Source organism: Pseudomonas sp. GW821-FHT01C01 (assembly GCF_059422645.1).
In genome coordinates this window covers 26191-45336 of sequence record NZ_JBWKXF010000021.1, presented here as the reverse complement: position 1 = coordinate 45336, position 19146 = coordinate 26191, and the positions used below count along the sequence as shown (strand labels likewise).

17 protein-coding genes are annotated in these 19146 nt (G+C 60.4%); 5 read left to right on the top strand and 12 right to left on the bottom strand.

All coding sequences use genetic code 11. The features are described from left to right. A complete protein-coding gene (locus AC07XF_RS14940) occupies nucleotides 1-2262 on the bottom strand; it encodes a heavy metal translocating P-type ATPase (protein ID WP_495027091.1) in 2262 nt (753 codons plus the stop codon). A gap of 93 nt (nucleotides 2263-2355) precedes the next feature. On the opposite strand from AC07XF_RS14940, the gene cadR reads away from it, so the two are divergent. Beyond that, nucleotides 2356-2805, top strand: coding sequence for a Cd(II)/Pb(II)-responsive transcriptional regulator (cadR, locus tag AC07XF_RS14935; RefSeq protein WP_495027090.1), 450 nt, complete (start codon nucleotides 2356-2358; stop codon nucleotides 2803-2805). 125 nt (nucleotides 2806-2930) lie between these two features. On the opposite strand, the gene AC07XF_RS14930 is transcribed toward cadR, so the two are convergent. The 3 genes from AC07XF_RS14930 to AC07XF_RS14920 all read right to left on the bottom strand — a co-directional run bounded on the left by AC07XF_RS14930 (nucleotide 2931) and on the right by AC07XF_RS14920 (nucleotide 5644). Continuing rightward, complete coding sequence (locus AC07XF_RS14930) at nucleotides 2931-3902, bottom strand: thymidylate synthase (protein ID WP_442096301.1); 972 nt, start codon at nucleotides 3900-3902, stop codon at nucleotides 2931-2933. Between the two features lie 49 nt (nucleotides 3903-3951). Continuing rightward, on the bottom strand, nucleotides 3952-4764 hold the full coding sequence (gene lgt, locus AC07XF_RS14925) for a prolipoprotein diacylglyceryl transferase (protein ID WP_007976415.1): 813 nt from the start codon (nucleotides 4762-4764) through the stop codon (nucleotides 3952-3954). Between the two features lie 97 nt (nucleotides 4765-4861). Continuing rightward, entirely contained in the window at nucleotides 4862-5644 is a 783-nt protein-coding gene (locus AC07XF_RS14920) for a sulfite exporter TauE/SafE family protein (RefSeq protein ID WP_495027089.1), read from the bottom strand. 135 nt (nucleotides 5645-5779) lie between these two features. On the opposite strand from AC07XF_RS14920, the gene AC07XF_RS14915 reads away from it, so the two are divergent. Next, entirely contained in the window at nucleotides 5780-6526 is a 747-nt protein-coding gene (locus AC07XF_RS14915; RefSeq protein WP_495027088.1) for an NRDE family protein, read from the top strand. Between the two features lie 132 nt (nucleotides 6527-6658). Here AC07XF_RS14915 and ptsP read toward each other — a convergent pair whose 3' ends face one another. Then, nucleotides 6659-8938 carry a phosphoenolpyruvate--protein phosphotransferase gene (ptsP, locus tag AC07XF_RS14910; RefSeq protein ID WP_495027087.1) on the bottom strand — a complete coding sequence of 760 codons (2280 nt, stop codon included), beginning with the start codon at nucleotides 8936-8938 and terminating at the stop codon, nucleotides 6659-6661. A gap of 22 nt (nucleotides 8939-8960) precedes the next feature. Continuing rightward, nucleotides 8961-9440 (bottom strand): RNA pyrophosphohydrolase, encoded by a 480-nt coding sequence (locus AC07XF_RS14905; RefSeq protein ID WP_003229203.1) that lies wholly within the window; start codon nucleotides 9438-9440, stop codon nucleotides 8961-8963. A gap of 143 nt (nucleotides 9441-9583) precedes the next feature. On the opposite strand from AC07XF_RS14905, the gene AC07XF_RS14900 reads away from it, so the two are divergent. Beyond that, nucleotides 9584-10240: a histidinol-phosphatase gene (locus AC07XF_RS14900; RefSeq protein ID WP_495027086.1), complete on the top strand. Its 657-nt coding sequence runs from the start codon at nucleotides 9584-9586 to the stop codon at nucleotides 10238-10240. Between the two features lie 117 nt (nucleotides 10241-10357). Here the strand turns inward: AC07XF_RS14900 and AC07XF_RS14895 are convergent, their stop codons facing one another. Together AC07XF_RS14895 and ilvA are read right to left on the bottom strand one after the other, a co-directional pair. Beyond that, nucleotides 10358-10783 carry a DUF2269 domain-containing protein gene (locus AC07XF_RS14895; protein ID WP_495027085.1) on the bottom strand — a complete coding sequence of 142 codons (426 nt, stop codon included), beginning with the start codon at nucleotides 10781-10783 and terminating at the stop codon, nucleotides 10358-10360. A 39-nt stretch (nucleotides 10784-10822) separates the two neighbouring features. Continuing rightward, nucleotides 10823-12337, bottom strand: coding sequence for a threonine ammonia-lyase, biosynthetic (gene ilvA, locus AC07XF_RS14890; RefSeq protein WP_008015353.1), 1515 nt, complete (start codon nucleotides 12335-12337; stop codon nucleotides 10823-10825). A gap of 322 nt (nucleotides 12338-12659) precedes the next feature. On the opposite strand from ilvA, the gene rpiA reads away from it, so the two are divergent. Continuing rightward, nucleotides 12660-13334: a ribose-5-phosphate isomerase RpiA gene (rpiA, locus tag AC07XF_RS14885; RefSeq protein ID WP_495027084.1), complete on the top strand. Its 675-nt coding sequence runs from the start codon at nucleotides 12660-12662 to the stop codon at nucleotides 13332-13334. A 120-nt stretch (nucleotides 13335-13454) separates the two neighbouring features. On the opposite strand, the gene AC07XF_RS14880 is transcribed toward rpiA, so the two are convergent. The 4 genes from AC07XF_RS14880 to AC07XF_RS14865 form a co-directional block, all read right to left on the bottom strand. Further along, on the bottom strand, nucleotides 13455-14372 hold the full coding sequence (locus tag AC07XF_RS14880; protein ID WP_495027083.1) for an SdiA-regulated domain-containing protein: 918 nt from the start codon (nucleotides 14370-14372) through the stop codon (nucleotides 13455-13457). Nucleotides 14373-14490: 118 nt separating this feature from the next. After that, nucleotides 14491-15417, bottom strand: a complete 927-nt coding sequence (locus tag AC07XF_RS14875) for an SdiA-regulated domain-containing protein (RefSeq protein ID WP_495027082.1) — start codon at nucleotides 15415-15417, stop codon at nucleotides 14491-14493. A gap of 143 nt (nucleotides 15418-15560) precedes the next feature. Then, nucleotides 15561-16226, bottom strand: a complete 666-nt coding sequence (locus AC07XF_RS14870) for a fumarylacetoacetate hydrolase family protein (RefSeq protein WP_495027081.1) — start codon at nucleotides 16224-16226, stop codon at nucleotides 15561-15563. A gap of 39 nt (nucleotides 16227-16265) precedes the next feature. After that, nucleotides 16266-17660 (bottom strand): FAD-binding oxidoreductase, encoded by a 1395-nt coding sequence (locus tag AC07XF_RS14865; RefSeq protein WP_033052123.1) that lies wholly within the window; start codon nucleotides 17658-17660, stop codon nucleotides 16266-16268. A 204-nt stretch (nucleotides 17661-17864) separates the two neighbouring features. Here AC07XF_RS14865 and serA point away from each other — a divergent pair, with 204 nt between their 5' ends. Beyond that, complete coding sequence (gene serA / locus AC07XF_RS14860; protein ID WP_007995536.1) at nucleotides 17865-19094, top strand: phosphoglycerate dehydrogenase; 1230 nt, start codon at nucleotides 17865-17867, stop codon at nucleotides 19092-19094. Nucleotides 19095-19146: the final 52 nt, after the last annotated feature.

Genomic DNA, 19146 nt, shown 5'->3' with positions numbered 1-19146 from the left:
TTATTTGCGCAGCAGGCGCAAACCGTTGAACACCACCAGCAAACTCACGCCCATGTCGGCGAACACTGCCATCCACATGGTAGCGAGCCCGGCGAAGGTTACCCCAAGAAAGATCGCCTTGATGACCAAAGCCAGGGCAATGTTTTGTTTGAGGATGCTCGATGTCTGCCGCGACAGGCGAATGAATGCCGGGATTTTGCGAAGATCGTCGTCCATCAAGGCGACATCGGCAGTTTCGATAGCGGTATCGGTGCCCGCGGCGGCCATCGCAAAACCGATCTCGGAACGCGCCAGCGCCGGAGCGTCGTTGATACCGTCGCCGACCATGCCGACCCGATGCCCTTGGCCATAAAGAGCCTCGATAGCCTGCAATTTGTCCCCCGGCAACAGGTCGCCCTTGGCCTCGTCGATGCCGACTTGCGCAGCAATGGCTTGCGCGGTGTGGACGTTATCGCCCGTGAGCATCAGGGTTTTGATGCCCAGGTCATGCAGTTGCCGGATGGCTTCGCGGCTGGATGCTTTTACCGTATCGGCGACGGCGAACAGCGCCAACGGGCCGGACGAATCAAGCAGCAGCACCACCGACTTGCCCTGTTTTTCCAGGGCAAACAGTTTTTCTTCCAGCGCCGGCGAGCACAGGCCAAGATCCTCCACCAGACGATGGTTGCCCAAATGGTAGAGCTGGCCGTTGATTTCGCCGCGCACACCACGCCCGCCCAGCGCTTCGAAGTTATCCACAATCAGCGTCGCGATTTGATTATCCACAGCCGCTTTGGCGATGGCCTGGGAAACCGGGTGATCCGAGCGCCCGGCCAACGCTGCCGCAATCGCCGGGGCCGATTCGTCGGCGGTCGGGTCAAGCGACAGGTAATCGGTCTGCACCGGTTTGCCGTGGGTGATCGTCCCGGTTTTATCGAGAGCCAGGTAATCCAGCTTGTAACCGCCTTCCAGGTACACGCCGCCCTTGACCAGAATGCCTTTGCGCGCCGCCGCCGCCAGACCGCTGACAATGGTCACCGGGGTGGAAATCACCAGTGCACATGGACAAGCCACCACCAGCAACACCAGCGCGCGGTAGATCCAGTCGAACCACATAGCGCCCATGAACAACGGCGGAATCACCGCCACCGCCAGGGCCAGGACGAACACCGCCGGGGTGTAGATTTTCGAGAAGCTGTCGACAAAACGCTGGGTTGGCGCCCGAGCGCCCTGGGCCTGCTCGACGGCGTGGATGATGCGGGCCAGGGTCGAGTTATCTGCCGCGGCGGTCACCGCGAACTCCAGGGACCCGGCCTGATTGATGGTGCCGGCGAATACTTTGTCGCCGACGGTTTTTTCCACCGGCAGACTTTCACCGGTAATCGGCGCCTGATCGATGGTCGACCGGCCGGACAACACTTCGCCGTCCAGGCCGATACGCTCGCCGGGACGGACCCGTACCCGCGCACCGAGCCCAATGGTTTTGACATCCTGTTCCAGCCAGCTGCCGTCAGCCTGCAACACCGTCGCCGTGTCCGGAGTCATCTGCATCAGGCCGCCGATGGCATTGCGTGCGCGGTCGAGGGATCTGGCTTCGATCAACTCGGCCACGGTGAACAGGAACATCACCATCGCCGCTTCCGGCCACTGACCGATCAGGACCGCGCCGGTCACGGCAATGCTCATCAGCGCATTGATATTCAGGTTGCGGTTTTTAAGGGCGATCCAGCCTTTTTTGTAGGTACCGAGGCCACCGCTGAGGATCGAAACCAGAGCGATAACCGCCACCACCCAGTTCGGTGCGGAACTGCTGAAGTGGATAACTTCTGCCAGCAATGCACCCACACCGGACAGCGCCAAGGGCCACCACGGCTTTTTCCGGGACACCGGCGTCGGGGTTTCAGCCCCCTGATCCATCGGCTCGGCCTGCATGCCCAAGGATTTGATGGCCTCGACGATCGGCTCGATACCGGGCAAATCGTGGGTCACGCCGAGCACTCGATTAATCAGATTGAACTCAAGCTGCTGCACGCCGGTCAGTTTGCTTAACTTGTTCTGGATCAGCGTCTGCTCGGTCGGACAGTCCATCGCCTCGATGCGAAAACTGCTCAGTCGGGCCCCTGGCGTCGGCGCTGCGCTCAGTTTTATCAACGCGGGTACCGTCACACTGGATGAACAGCAGGTGTCGTCGTGACCGCCGTGGCCATGTTTTTGCACGGGCTTGAGCTTGTGGCTGTGCTCGTGTTCAGCCCCGGGTTTGTGGGAATGCAGGGAATCGCTCATTGGGTGTGTCCATAAGAGTGCCTGTTGCCTAGTTAAGACCCTGTAGCCACTATAGGGTCAAGCACCCATTCTGGAGTTTTGGAGATTGTTGTCATGAAGATTGGAGAATTGGCGAAACTCACGGACTGCGCCGTGGAAACGATCCGCTACTACGAGCGCGAGAACCTGCTGCCGGAACCGGCCCGCAGCGACGGCAACTATCGCGTCTACACCCAGGCCCATGCCGAGCGCCTGACCTTCATTCGCAACTGTCGCACCCTCGACATGACTCTCGAAGAAATCCGTAGCCTGCTGGCGTTTCGCGACAGCCCGCAGGATCAGTGCGAAAGCGTCAACGCGCTGATCGACGAGCACATCCACCACGTCAAGGCGCGGATCGACGGCTTGCTGGCCTTGCAGACGCAACTGCTCGACCTGCGCCAACGCTGCAGCGAAGGGCCGGGTATCGATCAATGCGGGATTTTGCAACGGCTGGAAGTGAGCGGCGGGGTTATGGCGACGGAGGTTGAGCATTCCCATGTTGGCCGTAGCCACGGCCACTAAAAACACCGCAAAACCCAATGTGGGAGCGGGCTTGCTCGCGAAGGGGCCGTGTCAGTTGATATAGATTTCACTGACAGACCGCTTTCGCGAGCAAGCCCGCTCCCACATTGGTTCGGTGCTGTGCTTCAGACCGCCATCGGTGCCGTCATCGGCGCGTGGTGTTCGTAGCCTTCCAGCGAGAAGTCGCCCGGTTCGACCAGTTCCAGCCATTCCGGCTGGTACACGCCGGTCTTGGCAAACTCTGGCACACGGTCGGAAATCACCAGTTTCGGCATCGGGAACGGCTCGCGCTTGAGCTGTTCATTGAGCATGTCCAGGTGGTTTTCGTAGACGTGCGCATCACCGATGAAATAGGTGAACCAGCGCGGCGTGTAGCCGGTCAGGCGACCGATCAGGCTCAGCAGTGCGGCACCTTCGGTCAGGTTGAACGGCGTGCCCAGACCCAGGTCGTTGGAGCGGATGTAGAGGGTCAAGGAAATCTCTTTGGTCTCGACATTCGGGTGGAACTGGTACAGCAGGTGGCACGGCGGCAGGGCCATTTCATCGAGTTGGGCGCAATTCCAGCCGTGGAACAGGATACGGCGGCTGCCTGGGTCCTTGATGATGGTGTCGACGCATTGGCGGACCTGATCGATGGCCTTGTACAGCACCACGTAGGCCTGACCGTCTTCTTCACCTTCGGCGATCTGGCGGTAGCCTTGCTTCAGAGTCTGCTCGATGGCGGCCTGATTGCTGACCGGGATCTGCTTGTACGCCGGCCATTTGCGCCATTGCACGCCATAGATTTCGCCGAGGTCGTCTTCACCCTGGCGGAACGGGTTGGCCAGCCACTGAGCGTTTTCGTTGGCGTTCTGGTCCCAGACCTTGCAGCCCAGGGCACGGAATTCGGCAGCGTTGTTCACGCCACGCAGGAAACCGCACATTTCGCCGATGGCCGATTTGAACGCCATCTTGCGCGTGGTGATCGCCGGAAAACCTTCCTGCAGGTCATAACGCAGCATCGCACCGGGAAAACTGATGGTGTTCACGCCGGTACGGTTGGCCTGCTTGGTGCCGTTCTTGATGACGTGGGCGACCAGTTCGAGATATTGCTTCATGAGTTACCTGTGTCCTTGAACCCGCAGCCATCGCTGCGGGGTTCGAATTTTATACGGCTGCCGCTGGAGTCGCCGGGGCGCGGTGATACGCCAGCCAGATCAGGACCAGGCCGCCGACGATCATCGGCAGGCACAGCACCTGGCCCATGGTCAGCCAGTTCCAGGCCAGATAGCCCAGCTGCGCGTCCGGTACGCGGACGAATTCGACGATGAAACGGAAGATACCGTAGAACAGCGCGAACATGCCCGATACCGCCATGGTCGGCCGCGGCTTGCGCGAGAACAGCCAGAGGATCAGGAACAGCGCCACGCCTTCGAGGGCGAACTGGTACAGCTGCGACGGGTGACGCGGCAACTGCGCCGGGTCGCTGAACGGCGGGAAGATCATCGCCCACGGCACGTCGGTCGGCTTGCCCCACAACTCGGCGTTGATGAAGTTGCCGATACGTCCGGCACCCAGGCCAATCGGTACCATCGGCGCAACGAAGTCCATCAGTTGGAAGAACGACTTGTTGTTCTTCTTGCCGAACCACAACGCCGCCAGCATCACGCCGATGAACCCGCCGTGGAACGACATGCCGCCCTTCCACACTTCGAAAATCAGCGTCGGGTTGGCGAGGTAAGCGCTCAGATCGTAGAACAGCACATAACCCAGTCGCCCGCCGACGATCACCCCCATCGACATCCAGAACACCATGTCGGAGAGTTTTTCCTTGGTCCAGGTCGGGTCGAAACGGTTCAACCGGCGGGACGCCAGCAGCCAGGCGCCGCCGATGCCGATCAGGTACATCAGGCCGTACCAGTGGATTTTCAGCGGACCGATGGCCAGGGCCACCGGGTCGATCTGCGGGTAAGGCAGCATTGCGACTCCTCGTTAGAGTTCAAATCTTAAAAATTCCCGGGCGACGCTGCCACCTCAGGATTAAGCCAGGATTGCGCTGTGCGTCAGAGCAGATGCTTCAGACTAGAAAGTTCAGGCCGACGCAGAACAGCAAAGCGGCAAACAGCCTTTTCAGCAACTTCGGCGACAACCTGTGGGCCAATCGCGCACCCAAGCGGGCGAACACCATGCTGGTCAGGGCAATGCCCAGCAGCGCCGGCAAATAAATGAAACCCAGACTATGGGCCGGGAGCAACGGATCGTGCCAGCCCAAAATCATGAAACTTAACGCACTGGCCAGGGCAATCGGCAGACCGCAGGCCGATGAAGTGGCCACCGCTTGCTGCATCGGCACGCTGCGCCAGGTCAGGAACGGCACGGTCAGCGAACCGCCGCCAATGCCGAAAATCGCCGAAGCCCAGCCAATCACGCTGCCGGCCACGGTCAGACCGAGTTTACCCGGTACGGTTCGGCTGGCCTTGGGCTTGAGGTCCAGTGTCAATTGCGCGGCGATCACCAACGCGAACACGCCAATGATTTTCTGCAGGTTCGGCCCGGAAATCGCCTCGGCGGTCAGCGCACCGAACCCGGCACCGATCAGGATCCCGACGGTCATCCACACGAAGACCGGCCAACGGACGGCGCCACGGCGGTGATGCTCGCGCACTGCGTTGACCGAGGTGAAGATGATCGTCGCCAGGGAGGTACCCACTGCCAGATGCGTGAGGATCGACGGGTCGAACCCTTGCGCCTTGAAACTGAACACCAGCACCGGAACGATAATGATCCCGCCGCCTACCCCGAACAGCCCGGCCAGCACGCCTGCGCAGGCGCCGAGCGCCAGATAGAGCAGAAATTCCATGGTCGTCCCCGCTCACCTCCCCAAAACCGGAGCGGCATGGTAACGGATGCATGGCCTCAAGCTCCACTGTGCAAGGCGATGGATCGATGAGCGATGTCTGCGTAGAGTGGGCAAAAAACACACAAGGACAGCCTTATGTGCCTGATTGTTTTTGCCTGGCGCCCGGGTCATGCCCAGCCGCTGGTCGTGGCGGCCAATCGCGATGAGTTCTACGCCCGCCCCAGCCTGCCGCTGGCGCAATGGCCCGAAGCGCCGCAGGTGTACGCCGGACGCGACCTGGAGGCCGGTGGCACCTGGCTCGGTGTCGGCGCCAACGGACGCTTTGCCGCGCTGACCAACATTCGCGATCCCCACCAACCACCGGGGCGCAAGTCTCGTGGAGAACTGGTGGCGCGGTTTCTCACAGCGGAACTACCGATTGATGAATATTTGAGCGACGTTGTCGCACGTTCGCCGGAATATGGTGGGTTTAACCTGCTGGTTGGCAATGCCAACGAACTCTGGCACTTCAATGCCCGGGAATCCGAGGCTGTGATGTTGCCTGCGGGGGTTCATGGGCTGTCGAACGCCGGGCTGGATACGCCCTGGCCGAAACTGCTCAAGGCCAAAGCCGCGTTGAGCGAGGTGCTGGACGATCCGCAGCCTCAAGCATTGCTGGCCTTGCTCAGTGATTCGCAGCCAGCGCCGTTTGCCGAGTTGCCGGACACGGGGGTCGGCCTGGCCACCGAAACATTGCTATCGAGTGTGTTTATCGCCAGTCAGAGTTACGGGACTCGGGCGAGTACGGCGTTGATCGTGCAGGCGGATGGGACGCGTCATCTGGTCGAACGGAGTTTCGGGCCGTTTGGCGGGCATCTTGGGGAGGTGGAGATCAGGCTTTAGGGATGTGTTGTCTGACCTGCCGTCTTCGCGAGCAAGCCCGCTCCCACATTTGATCTCCAGGGCACACAGATTTTGTGTACGACGCAGATCCAATGTGGGAGCGGGCTTGCTCGCGAAGGGAGCACCGCAGGTTTAGAGGGGTTTGATCGCCGCCGGGTTGATCATCCGCGCCAACCCGAGGTTCTTCAACGCCAGTTGCAGCGAGCTGTGGATAACCTGCGGGTTGTCGATGGTCATCAGCTCGGCCAGCAATTCCTTGGCCTTGCTCAGGTTGATCTGGCGCAGCATCCACTTCACTTTCGGCAAGTTGGTGGCGTTCATCGACAAGCTGTCGAAACCCATCGCCATCAACAGCACGGCCGCCGCCGGGTCACCGGCCATTTCACCGCAGATGCTGACTGGCTTGCCTTCGGCATGGGCGTCGCGCACTACGTTTTGCAGGGCTTGCAGCACCGCCGGGTGCAGGTAGTCGTAAAGATCGGCGACCCGCGGGTTGTTGCGGTCCACGGCCAACAGGTACTGGGTCAGGTCGTTGGAACCGACCGACAGGAAGTCCACTTGCCGCGCCAGCTCCTTGGTCTGGTACACCGCAGCCGGGATCTCGATCATCACGCCAATCGGCGGCATCGGCACGTCGCAGCCTTCATCGCGCACTTCGCCCCAGGCGCGGTGGATCAGGTGCAGCGCTTCTTCCAATTCATGAGTACCGGAGATCATCGGCAGCAGAATGCGCAGGTTGTTCAAGCCTTCGCTGGCCTTGAGCATGGCACGGGTCTGCACCAGGAAGATTTCCGGGTGGTCGAGGGTGACGCGAATGCCGCGCCAGCCGAGGAACGGGTTGTCTTCCTTGATCGGGAAGTACGACAGTGACTTGTCGCCACCGATGTCCAGGGTGCGCATGGTCACCGGTTGCGGGTGGAACGCGGCCAGTTGTTCGCGGTAGATCGCCAGTTGTTCCTTTTCGCTCGGGAACCGCTGGTTGATCATGAACGGCACTTCGGTGCGGTACAGGCCCACGCCTTCGGCACCGCGCTTCTGCGCCCGCGCCACATCCGCCAACAGGCCGGTGTTAACCCACAGCGGCATGCGGTGGCCATCGACCGTGATACATGGCAGATCGCGCAAGGCATCCAGCCCGAGAGCCAGTTGCTTCTCTTCCTCGACCACCTCGGCGAATTGCTTGCGCAGCACATCACTCGGGTTGGTGTAGACCTCGCCGTGGTAGCCGTCGACGATCATCTGGATGCCGTCGACCTTGGAGTACGGCAGGTCGACCAGGCCCATCACAGTCGGGATGCCCATGGCACGAGCCAGGATGGCGACGTGGGAGTTGCCGGAGCCGAGTACCGACACCAGACCGACCAACTTGCCTTCCGGCACCTCGCCGAGCATCGCCGGCGTCAATTCTTCGCTGACCAGAATGGTGTTGTCGGGGTAGACCAGGGTTTGCTGGCGTTCTTCCTGCAAATAAGCCAGCAAGCGCCGGCCGAGGTCCTTGACGTCCGAGGCGCGCTCACGCAGGTAAGCGTCGTCCATCAATTCAAAACGGTTGACGTGATCGGTGACCACCTGGCGCAACGCGCCCTGGGCCCACTGGCCGGTCTTGATCACGGTGGTGACTTCGCTGCCCAGCGCGGCATCGTCGAGCATCATCAGGTAGACGTCGAACAAGGCCCGCTCTTCCGGGCGCAATTGCGTGGCGAGCTTGGTGGACAACGCACGCATGTCGGCGCGCACGCCTTCGATGGCGGTCTTGAACAGCCCGAGTTCGGCGTCGATGTCAGAGATGGTCTTGTCCGGCACCACGTCCAGATCGGCCGGTGGCAGCATGACCACCGCCGTACCGACCGCCGCACCCGGCGAACCCGGCACGCCGACGAACTTGGCTTCCTGGATGCCCTTGCCCTGACGACCGAGGCCACGAATCGAACCGGTGGCTTCGGCGTGGGCGATAACGCCGGCGAGCTGCGCGCTCATGGTCACGAGGAAGGCTTCTTCACCCTCGTCGAACTGGCGGCGCTCCTTTTGCTGGATAACCAACACGCCGACGACGCGACGGTGGTGAATGATCGGCGCGCCGAGGAACGACGCGAAACGCTCTTCACCGGTTTCGGCGAAGTAGCGGTAGCGCGGGTGGTCCGCGGCGTTTTCGAGGTTCAGGGGTTCTTCGCGCGTGCCGACCAGGCCGACCAGACCTTCATTGGGCGCCATGCTGACTTTGCCGATCGAGCGCTTGTTCAAGCCCTCGGTGGCCATCAGCACGAAACGGTTGGTCTCGGGATCAAGCAGGTAGACCGAGCAGACCTGGCTGCCCATGGCCTCTTTGACGCGCAACACAATAATCCCCAACGCCGCCTTGAGATCCTTGGCGGAGTTAACTTCCTGGACGATCTTGCGCAGCGTATTGAGCATGGCTCGGGGTCGAACTCCGTCGTCAGTCGCGCGCTAAAAGGCGCGGGGCAAGCTCTTTGAGAGCGCGTCGATACACCTCGCGCTTGAATGTCACCACCTGGCCCAACGGATACCAATAGCTGACCCAGCGCCAGCCATCGAATTCCGGTTTACCGGTCAAATCCATCCGCACCCGCTGCTCGTTGGAGATCAGGCGCAGGAGAAACCATTTCTGTTTCTGGCCGATGCACAGCGGTTGGCTGTGGGTACGCACCAGACGTTGCGGCAAACGATAGCGCAACCAGCCCCGGGTGCAGGCGAGAATTTCAACATCTTCGCGCTCCAGGCCTACTTCTTCGTTCAACTCGCGGTACAAGGCGTCTTCCGGCGTCTCTTCGGGGTTGATTCCCCCCTGCGGAAACTGCCAGGCATCTTGATTGATTCGGCGAGCCCATAGCACCTGGCCGGCGTCATTCGTCAGAATGATCCCGACATTGGGGCGAAAACCATCGGGGTCGATCACGGCAACAACCTCGCAAACGCATGTCGCCGCATTGTTCCACAAAGGTTGTTAAGGCGGCAACGAAGGTTCCTACCTTATGTGCACTCTTGTGAAAAGACCGTATTCTTGTCGCCTTTTTACTGACTTTTCAGCGGGTAACTGCAATGCGCCTGGCTTTATTCGATTTGGACAACACCCTTCTGGGCGGTGACAGCGATCACGCTTGGGGCGATTACCTGTGCGAGCGCGGCTTTCTCGACGCCGTCGCCTACAAGGCACGCAACGATGAGTTCTACCAGGATTACCTGGCCGGCAAACTGGATAACGCCGCGTACCTGAACTTCTGCCTGGAAGTCCTCGGGCGTACCGAAATGGCCACGCTGGATCAGTGGCACAGCGACTACATGCGCGACTGCATCGAACCGATCATGCTGCCCAAGGCTATCGAGCTTTTGGCCAAGCACCGCGCGGCCGGCGACAAACTGGTGATCATCACCGCGACCAACCGCTTCGTCACCGGGCCGATTGCCGAGCGCCTGGGCGTCGAAACCCTGATCGCCACCGAATGCGAAATGGTCGACGGCCGCTACACCGGGCGCAGCACCGATGTGCCGTGCTTCCGTGAAGGCAAGGTGACGCGGTTGAATCGCTGGCTGGAGGAAACCGGGTATACGCTGGAAGACAGCTGCTTCTATAGCGACTCGATGAATGATTTGCCGTTGCTGGAGCTGGTGGCGAATCCGATCGCTGTCGATCCTGATCCGAATCTGCGGGCCGAGGCCGAGAAGCGTGGCTGGCCGGTGATTTCGTTGCGCGACTGATTACGCCTGTAGCAGCTGCCGAGGCACGAGGCTGCGTTGCGGTCCGCAGGACCGCCCTTAGGGGCCGCTTCGCAGCCCATCGCAGCCTCGTGCCTCGGCAGCTGCTACAGATCCGCCTTAAACCGGTTTGGCACCCATCAACCCGGCAATGGCGATCAAACAGACAAAACTGAACAACGCCAGGGCAAAGGTGAATTTCCCCACGCTACCCGGCGCCTTGCGCAGTTTGTTCAGCCGCACCAGCAACCAGAACCACGCCAGCGCCGCCACGGTGTACAACACGCTGGACGCCAGCAGCCAGGTCTGACCCAGTGGCCAGCCCACCAGATGCACCATCCACCAGCCGGTAAACGGCATGCTCAGCAGCGCCAGCCCCATCAACAGCCAGATAAATACACGCGGCCGTTGCAGGGTGCGGCTTCCCGCCGTCGCATCACCCTTGCGCCGCGCTAGCAAAACCCAGACTCCCAGACCCAGCGCACAGGCCAGCAGTACAACAGTTGCCACCATGTGCGCCGCTTTCAGGGCTGTTAACGTTTCCATGGTTCGATTTCCTTATGCCTTGCCCATCAGCGTAGCCGTTCAACCAAGAAACAGTTGATAGGCCGGGTTGTCGCTTTCGTCCCAGTACGGGTAACCGATTTCTTCCAGCGCCGCCGGCACCAGGTGGCGCTCGTCGTGCGGCACTTGCAGGCCCGCGACGACCCGGCCATCCGCCGCGCCATGGTTGCGGTAATGGAACATCGAGATATTCCAGCGCCCGCCGAGCTTGTTGAGGAAGTTGAACAGCGCCCCCGGACGCTCCGGGAATTCGAAACGCAGAATCACTTCATCGACCACATGCGCCGCACGCCCGCCCACCATGTGGCGGATGTGCAACTTGGCCAACTCGTTGTCGGTCAGGTCCAGCACCGGGAAACCTTGCTCGCTCAGGCTGGCGATCAGGGCGCTGCGCGGGTCGTTTTCCGGGTGCGTCTGCACGCCGACAAAGATGTGCGCTTCGCTGCCGGTGTTGTAGCGGTAGTTGAATTCGGTGATCTGGCGCTTGCCGATGGCCTCGCAGAACGCCTTGAAGCTGCCCGGTTTCTCGGGAATGGTCACGGCGATGATCGCTTCGCGGCCCTCACCCAATTCCGCACGCTCGGCGACATGGCGCAGGCGGTCGAAGTTGACGTTGGCCCCGGAGTCGATGGCCACGAAGGTCTGGCCACTGACGCCGCGCTGCTCGACATACTTCTTGATCCCGGCCACGCCCAAGGCGCCGGCAGGTTCGGTGATCGAACGGGTATCGTCGTAGATGTCCTTGATGGCGGCGCAGATTTCGTCGGTGCTGACGGTGATCACTTCATCGACATGATCCTTGCAGATATCGAAGGTGTGCTGACCGATCTGGGCCACCGCAACACCGTCGGCGAAGAGGCCCACAGTCGGCAACACCACACGCTCGCCCGCCGCCATGGCGGCTTGCAGGCAATTGGAGTCATCCGGTTCGACGCCAATGATCTTGATGTCCGGACGCAGGTACTTCACGTACGCCGCGATACCGGCAATCAGGCCACCGCCGCCTACCGGGACGAAAATCGCATCCAGTGGCTGCGGGTGCTGGCGCAGAATCTCCATGGCCACGGTGCCCTGCCCGGCAATGGTGTGGGGATCGTCGTACGGGTGAATGTAGACGTAGCCTTTTTCATCGACCAGTTTCAGCGAGTAGGCCAGGGCTTCCGGGAACGAATCGCCGTGCAGCACCACTTTGCCGCCACGGGAACGCACGCCTTCAACCTTGATCTCCGGGGTGGTCTTGGGCATGACGATGGTCGCTTTCACGCCCAACACCTTCGCCGCCAGGGCCAGGCCTTGGGCATGGTTGCCCGCTGATGCGGTGACGACACCACGTGCACGTTCTTCGTCGCTCAACTGTGTCAGCTTGTTGTAGGCGCCGCGAATCTTGAACGAGAACACCGGCTGCAAGTCTTCGCGCTTGAGCCAAATGCTGTTACCCAGCCGCTCGGAGAGCTGGCGGGCAGTCTGCAACGGGGTTTCTACGGCAACGTCATAAACGCGCGAGGTGAGGATCTTTTTGACGTACTGTTCAAGCATCGGAAAGCATCACTGAGCGAGTTGGGCAGGACCAAGGAGTCTAACCCGGCTTTTGTCCGGACGACCACACTAAACCGGTGGTTTTAAAGCGCCGCGAGAGATCATTACCTGTAGGAGCGAGCTTGCTCGCGAAAAATCCATTGGCGCCGTTGGGTGTCTGGTTTCACGCGTTATCGTTCAAGACCATCGCGAGCAAGCTCGCTCCTACAGTTGTCGGGGCTGCAGGTATACACATCTGACCCGCCAATCGGGCAATGACCTTCCTCTCCCCCCGGCCTATAATGCCGGCCTTTCGTTCCCTCCTCGGCACCTCGGAGCCCGCATGAACCAGGATCAACTCAAACAGGCAGTGGCTCAGGCCGCCGTCGACTTCATCCTGCCGAAACTCGACGACAAGAGCATCGTCGGGGTCGGCACCGGCTCCACCGCCAACTGCTTCATCGATGCTTTGGCCCAGCACAAGGGTGCGTTCGATGGCGCCGTCGCCAGTTCCGAAGCCACCGCCGCGCGCCTCAAGGGCCACGGGATTCCGGTGTACGAACTGAACACCGTCAGCGACCTGGAGTTCTACGTCGACGGCGCCGATGAAAGCGACGAACACCTGAACCTGATCAAGGGCGGCGGCGCCGCCCTGACCCGCGAGAAAATTGTCGCGGCCGTGGCCAGGACCTTCATCTGCATCGCCGACGCGAGCAAACTGGTACCGGTCCTCGGTAATTTCCCGTTGCCGGTGGAAGTGATCCCGATGGCCCGCAGCCACGTCGCCCGCGAGCTGGTGAAGCTCGGCGGCGATCCGGTTTACCGCGAAGGCGTGCTGACCGACAACGGCAACATCATCCTCGACGTGTTCAACATGCAGATCACCAACCCGGTGGAGCTGGAGACGCAGATCAATGCGATCGTCGGCGTGGTCACCAACGGCTTGTTCGCGGCGCGTCCGGCGGATTTGCTGCTGCTGGGTACAAGCGAAGGCGTGAAGACACTGCGCGCTGAGTAAGCCAGACGCATATCCCTGTAGGAGCTGGCTTGCCAGCGAAGAGGCCTTAATGCTCAACATCGATGTTGGCCATTACGCCGCTTTCGCTGGCAAGCCAGCTCCTACAGAAGCCAGCCGGTTTTAGGGTTGTGCCGGTTTCTTGAATACGTAAAACAGGTTCGGCTCACTGACGAGATACATCGTACCGTCGTCATCCATGGCAATCCCTTCCGCTTGCGGCACGTTTTTTTGCAGGCCCTGGCTCCACTTGCTCAGGGACATGGTACTCAGTGGACGCCCGTCCACATCGAGTTCCAGAATCAACCGCGACTCATCGGACAGCGCCAGCAAATGCCCGCTGCGCTCGTCGTATTGCAGGCTCGACAGGTCCCGCACAAACATCCCGGCATCACGCTTGGGGTCGTTGATCACGTGTACCGAGTAGGATTCTTCGGGATTGAAGCGCGGAAAACCGTGCACCTCGTAGATCAGCATCGGGTCGCGCTCCTTGGCGACGAACAGGCGCTTGCCCACCGAATCGTAAGCCAGACCCTCGAAGCCCTTGTTGCTGCCCATGTGTACGCCAATGGTCATCTGCTCCGCGTCTGCTGCATCGACGAAGACGGTGTCCTGTTCCAGATGAATCTTGATCAGCCGTTGCTCGCTTTCATCAGCGACCACATAGGTGTCCGCGCTGATGAACTCCACCGCCTCCGGATCGCCGAAACCGACCAGCGCCACACGGCGCAAAACCCTGCCGTCGAGGGACAGCTCGATCAACTCGCTGTGTTTGTTGGTGACGGTGAACAGGCTTTTGCGCACCGGGTCGTAGGTCAACGCTGAAACGTTGTCAGTCTGGCCATCGATCACCTGCGCTTCGGTCACGACCTGATATTGGTCCAGCCCCATGGACCGGGAGTTCACCGGTTGCAACAGCGTGTGCAGATTGAACCAGGCGCGCTCGAACAGGCGCTGGTACTGGGCGATCACTGTCAACGTGATCAGCAAGACCACCGACAGGATCAGAATCAGGGATTTGGGGCGGGCAAATCGACGCATTCGGGCGGGCTCAGAGTCAGAACAGGCGGATGAAATATCACGCCTGTCTGAATTGCAGCTTAATGGCCGCTGGCCCGATCCTACAACCGAACACAGGCAATCCTGCAAATCGTAACCGTCAGTGCTGTTTTTCGAAGCGATAAAACAGGTTCGGCTCACTCACCATGTACAGCGTGCCCGCTTCATCCATGGTCACGCCTTCGGCACGGGGAATGGTATGTTTCAGGCCGTTGAAGCCACGCAGCAGGGTGATGAAACTGACCTGCTCGCCCTTCTTGTCCAGCTCCAGCAACAGGTGCGATTCGGCGGACAGCACCAGCATGTGGCCGGTCCGCGGGTCGATGGCCAGTGCCGACAGGTTACGCACGTCCAGCGCATGGCTGGCCAGTTTCAGCTTGTCACCGGTAAGGGTCTTGCCATCACCGTTCCAGGTAAACAATGCCGGCGGGCGCTCTTCGCCCAGCACCAGTTGCTGATTTTGAGGATCCCAGGTGACACCCTCAAAGGCCTTGTTCTGGTCTTTGGAAGGCCCGAGGTCGTATTTCGGGAAATCGGCGATGTTCAGTTCGCGGGTGTCGGCATCGACCTTGACGATAGCAATCAGATGCTCGCGCTCATCGACTATCGCCAGTCGGCCGTCGCCCAGCACGGTGACGCCCTCAGGGTTGCTCCAGCCCACCAGCGGCATTTTACGCAGCACATCGCCTTGCAAGGTCAATTCGACCAGGAACGGGTTCTTGCCCATGACCGAAAACAGGGTCTTGGTCTGGGGATCGTACGAGAGGTCTGACGCTTCGTCCTTTTCCATGCCCGGCAACGGCTTGGCATCGATCACCGCCCGATAGTCCGGAAGCCAGATGCTCGCCTGGCGCTCGGCCGGGCTCTTGAATTGCTCTTTCACCCAGAGCACGCCCCGCGCATCCCAGTGCATGGCGAATGCAACACCGTAGGCGACAACGGCCACCAACAGAAGCCAGGTGTACCAACGCAGGGCGAAGCGCGAGCGGCGGGCAGGATCAAGCGTGGAAAGCGGAGGAGTGGCCATCGGGGAATGCATTCCAGAAATTCAGGTATGGGTAATAGCTGTAGGAGCTGGCTTGCCAGCGAAAGCGGTGTAACAGCCAACATGGATGTTGAGTGTCAGGGCCTCTTCGCTGGCAAGCCAGCTCCTACAGGGGCAGGGGTAGATCAGCGAACGCTGCTGGTAAAGCGGCTGGCGCCCGGCAGCTCCAGGACGATCTCATCACCGACATTCAGCGGACCAACGCCCACTGGCGTGCCGGTGAGGATCACGTCCCCGGCCTGCAACGAGAAGCAGCCGGCCATGTGCTGGATCATCGGCACGATCGGGTTGAGCATTGCGCTGCTGTTGCCGTCCTGGCGAACCTCACCGTTGATGGTCAGGCGAATGCCAATGTCGGTCAGGTCGGCAAACGTGCTGCCGGACACGAACGGAGCAATCACTGCCGCACCGTCGAAGGACTTGGCGATTTCCCAAGGCAAACCCTTGGATTTCAGCTCGGCCTGCTTGTCGCGCAGGGTCAGGTCCAGGGCCGGGGCGAAACCGGAGATGGCGTCGAGCACTTCTTCACGGCTCGGTCTGGTCGACAAAGGCTTGCCGATCAACACCGCGATTTCCGCTTCGTAATGCACCGAACCGCGCTCGGTCGGAATGCTGAAACCACCTTCCAGCGGCACCACGCAACTGCCCGGCTTGATGAACAGCAGTGGCTCGGTCGGCACCGGGTTATCCAGTTCCCTGGCGTGTTCGGCGTAGTTACGACCGATGCACACCACTTTCCCCAACGGGAAATGAATACGCGTACCGTCGACATACTGGTGCTGATAGCTCATTTCCGACTCCTTCCTTCATTGACGCTTGAGGGGTGCAGATCAAACCGCGAAGATCTTGCCCGGGTTCATGATGCCGTTCGGGTCGAACACCGCCTTGACCGCTTTCATGTACTCGATCTCAACCGGCGAACGGCTGTAGGTCAAGTAGTCACGCTTGGTCATGCCCACGCCGTGCTCGGCGGAAATCGAACCGTTGTACTTCTCGACGGTTTCGAACACCCACTTGTTCACGGTCGCGCACTTGGCGAAGAACTCGTCCTTGCTCAGGTTATCCGGCTTGAGGATGTTCAAGTGCAGGTTGCCGTCGCCGATGTGGCCGAACCAGACGATTTCGAAGTCCGGGTAATGTTCGCCGACGATCGCGTCGATTTCCTTCAGGAATGCCGGGACTTTCGATACGGTGACCGAGATGTCGTTCTTGTACGGCGTCCAGTGGGAAATGGTTTCGGAGATGTATTCGCGCAGCTTCCACAGGTTCTGCAGCTGGGTTTCGCTCTGGCTCATCACGCCGTCCAGCACCCAGCCCTGCTCGACGCAGTGCTCGAAGGTTTCCAGGGCGTGGTTGGCCACTTCTTCGGTGGTCGCTTCAAACTCCAGCAGTGCGTAGAACGGGCAGTCGGATTCGAACGGCGCCGGTACATCGCCACGGGCCATGACTTTGGCCAGGGCTTTGTCGGAGAAGAATTCGAAGGCGGTCAGGTCGAGTTTGCTCTGGAAGGCGTGCAGCACCGGCATGATCGAGTCGAAATCGGCGGTGCCGAGAACCATCGCGGTGAGGTTTTTCGGTGCGCGGTCCAGACGCATGGTCGCCTCGACCACAAAACCGAGGGTGCCTTCGGCGCCAATGAACAGCTGACGCATGTCGTAGCCGGTGGCGTTCTTGATCAGGTCGCGGTTCAGTTCCAGAACGTCGCCCTTGCCGGTGACCACTTTCATGCCGGCGACCCAGTTACGGGTCATGCCGTAACGAATCACCTTGATTCCGCCGGCATTGGTGCCGATATTGCCGCCAATCTGGCTCGAACCCGCCGAAGCGAAGTCCACCGGGTAGTACAGGCCCTTTTCTTCGGCCACGTTCTGCAAATGCTCGGTGACCACGCCCGGCTGACAAACGGCGGTACGGTCAGTGAGGTTCACGTCGAGGATCTGGTTCATGTAGTCGAACGATACGACCACTTCGCCATTGGCCGCCACGGCAGCGGCGGACAACCCGGTACGACCGCCGGACGGCACCAGCGCCACCTTGTGTTTATTGGCCCACAGGACAATGGCCTGGACCTGCTCGGTGGTCTTGGGGAACACGATGGCGGTCGGGGCCGGAGCGAAATGCTTGGTCCAATCCTTACCGTAAGCATTCAGGGAGTCGGCATCGGTCAGCACCTTGCCAGGCTCAACCAGGGTCTTCAGCTCTTCAATCAGGGCAGGATTGGTCATCGACAGAACTCTCGAACAATTCATGGTCATCCTGAGAACGCTTCACGTCGCAGGAATGAGTGTTTAGCGGGGCGCATATGCTAGCATACCGACCCCGCAGCATAGTGCCCAACGGCTATTCTGCGGCGACGGCTGTCATGCCGCTCGGGTCAGCGTCTGTTGACCATTTCCTGCCAATTTTCTCCGGGATACAGGTTTACGCAGATGAGCAAGACTTCTCTCGATAAGAGCAAGATCAAGTTCCTTCTTCTCGAAGGCGTCCACCAATCGGCTGTCGACGTCCTCAAGGCGGCGGGCTACACCAGCATCGAGTACCTCACAGGTTCTCTGCCGGAAGCCCAGCTCAAGGAAAAGATCGCTGATGCTCACTTCATCGGCATTCGCTCCCGCACTCAACTGACCGAAGAGATCTTCGATCACGCGAAGAAGCTCGTGGCTGTAGGGTGTTTCTGCATCGGCACCAACCAGGTCGACCTGGACGCTGCTCGCGAGCGCGGCATCGCGGTGTTCAACGCGCCGTACTCCAACACCCGCTCCGTTGCGGAGCTTGTGCTGGCAGAGGCGATCCTGCTGCTGCGCGGCATCCCTGAGAAGAACGCTTCCTGCCACCGTGGCGGCTGGATCAAGAGTGCGGCCAACTCCTTCGAAATCCGTGGCAAGAAGCTGGGCATCGTCGGCTACGGCTCGATCGGTACTCAACTGTCGGTCCTGGCTGAAGGCCTGGGCATGCAGGTGTACTTCTACGACACCATCACCAAGCTGCCACTGGGTAACGCTACTCAGGTAGGCAACCTGCACGAGCTGCTGGCGATGTCTGACATCGTTTCGCTGCACGTACCGGAAACTGCCGCCACCCAGTGGATGATGGGCGAGAAAGAAATCCGCGCTATCAAGAAAGGCGGCATCCTGATCAACGCCGCCCGAGGCACCGTGGTCGAACTGGACGCCCTGGCGGACGCGATCAAGGACAAGCACCTGATCGGCGCGGCCATCGACGTATTCCCGGTGGAGCCACGCTCCAACGACGAAGAGTTCGAAAGCCCGTTGCGTGGCCTGGACAACGTGATCCTGACCCCGCACATCGGCGGTTCCACTGCCGAAGCCCAGGCCAACATCGGTCTGGAAGTCGCGGAAAAACTGGTCAAGTACAGCGACAACGGTACTTCGGTATCGTCCGTGAACTTCCCGGAAGTGGCCCTGCCGGCTCACCCTGGCAAGCACCGCCTGCTGCACATCCACGAGAACATCCCGGGTGTGATGAGCGAGATCAACAAGGTCTTCGCCGAAAACGGCATCAACATCTCCGGTCAGTTCCTGCAGACCAACGAGAAGGTCGGCTACGTGGTGATCGACGTCGACGCCGAGTACTCGGACCTGGCGCAAGAGAAGCTGCAACACGTCAACGGCACCATCCGTAGTCGCGTGTTGTTCTGATCACGACCTGAGCGACAAAAAAGGGAGCCTCCGGGCTCCCTTTTTCATTCAC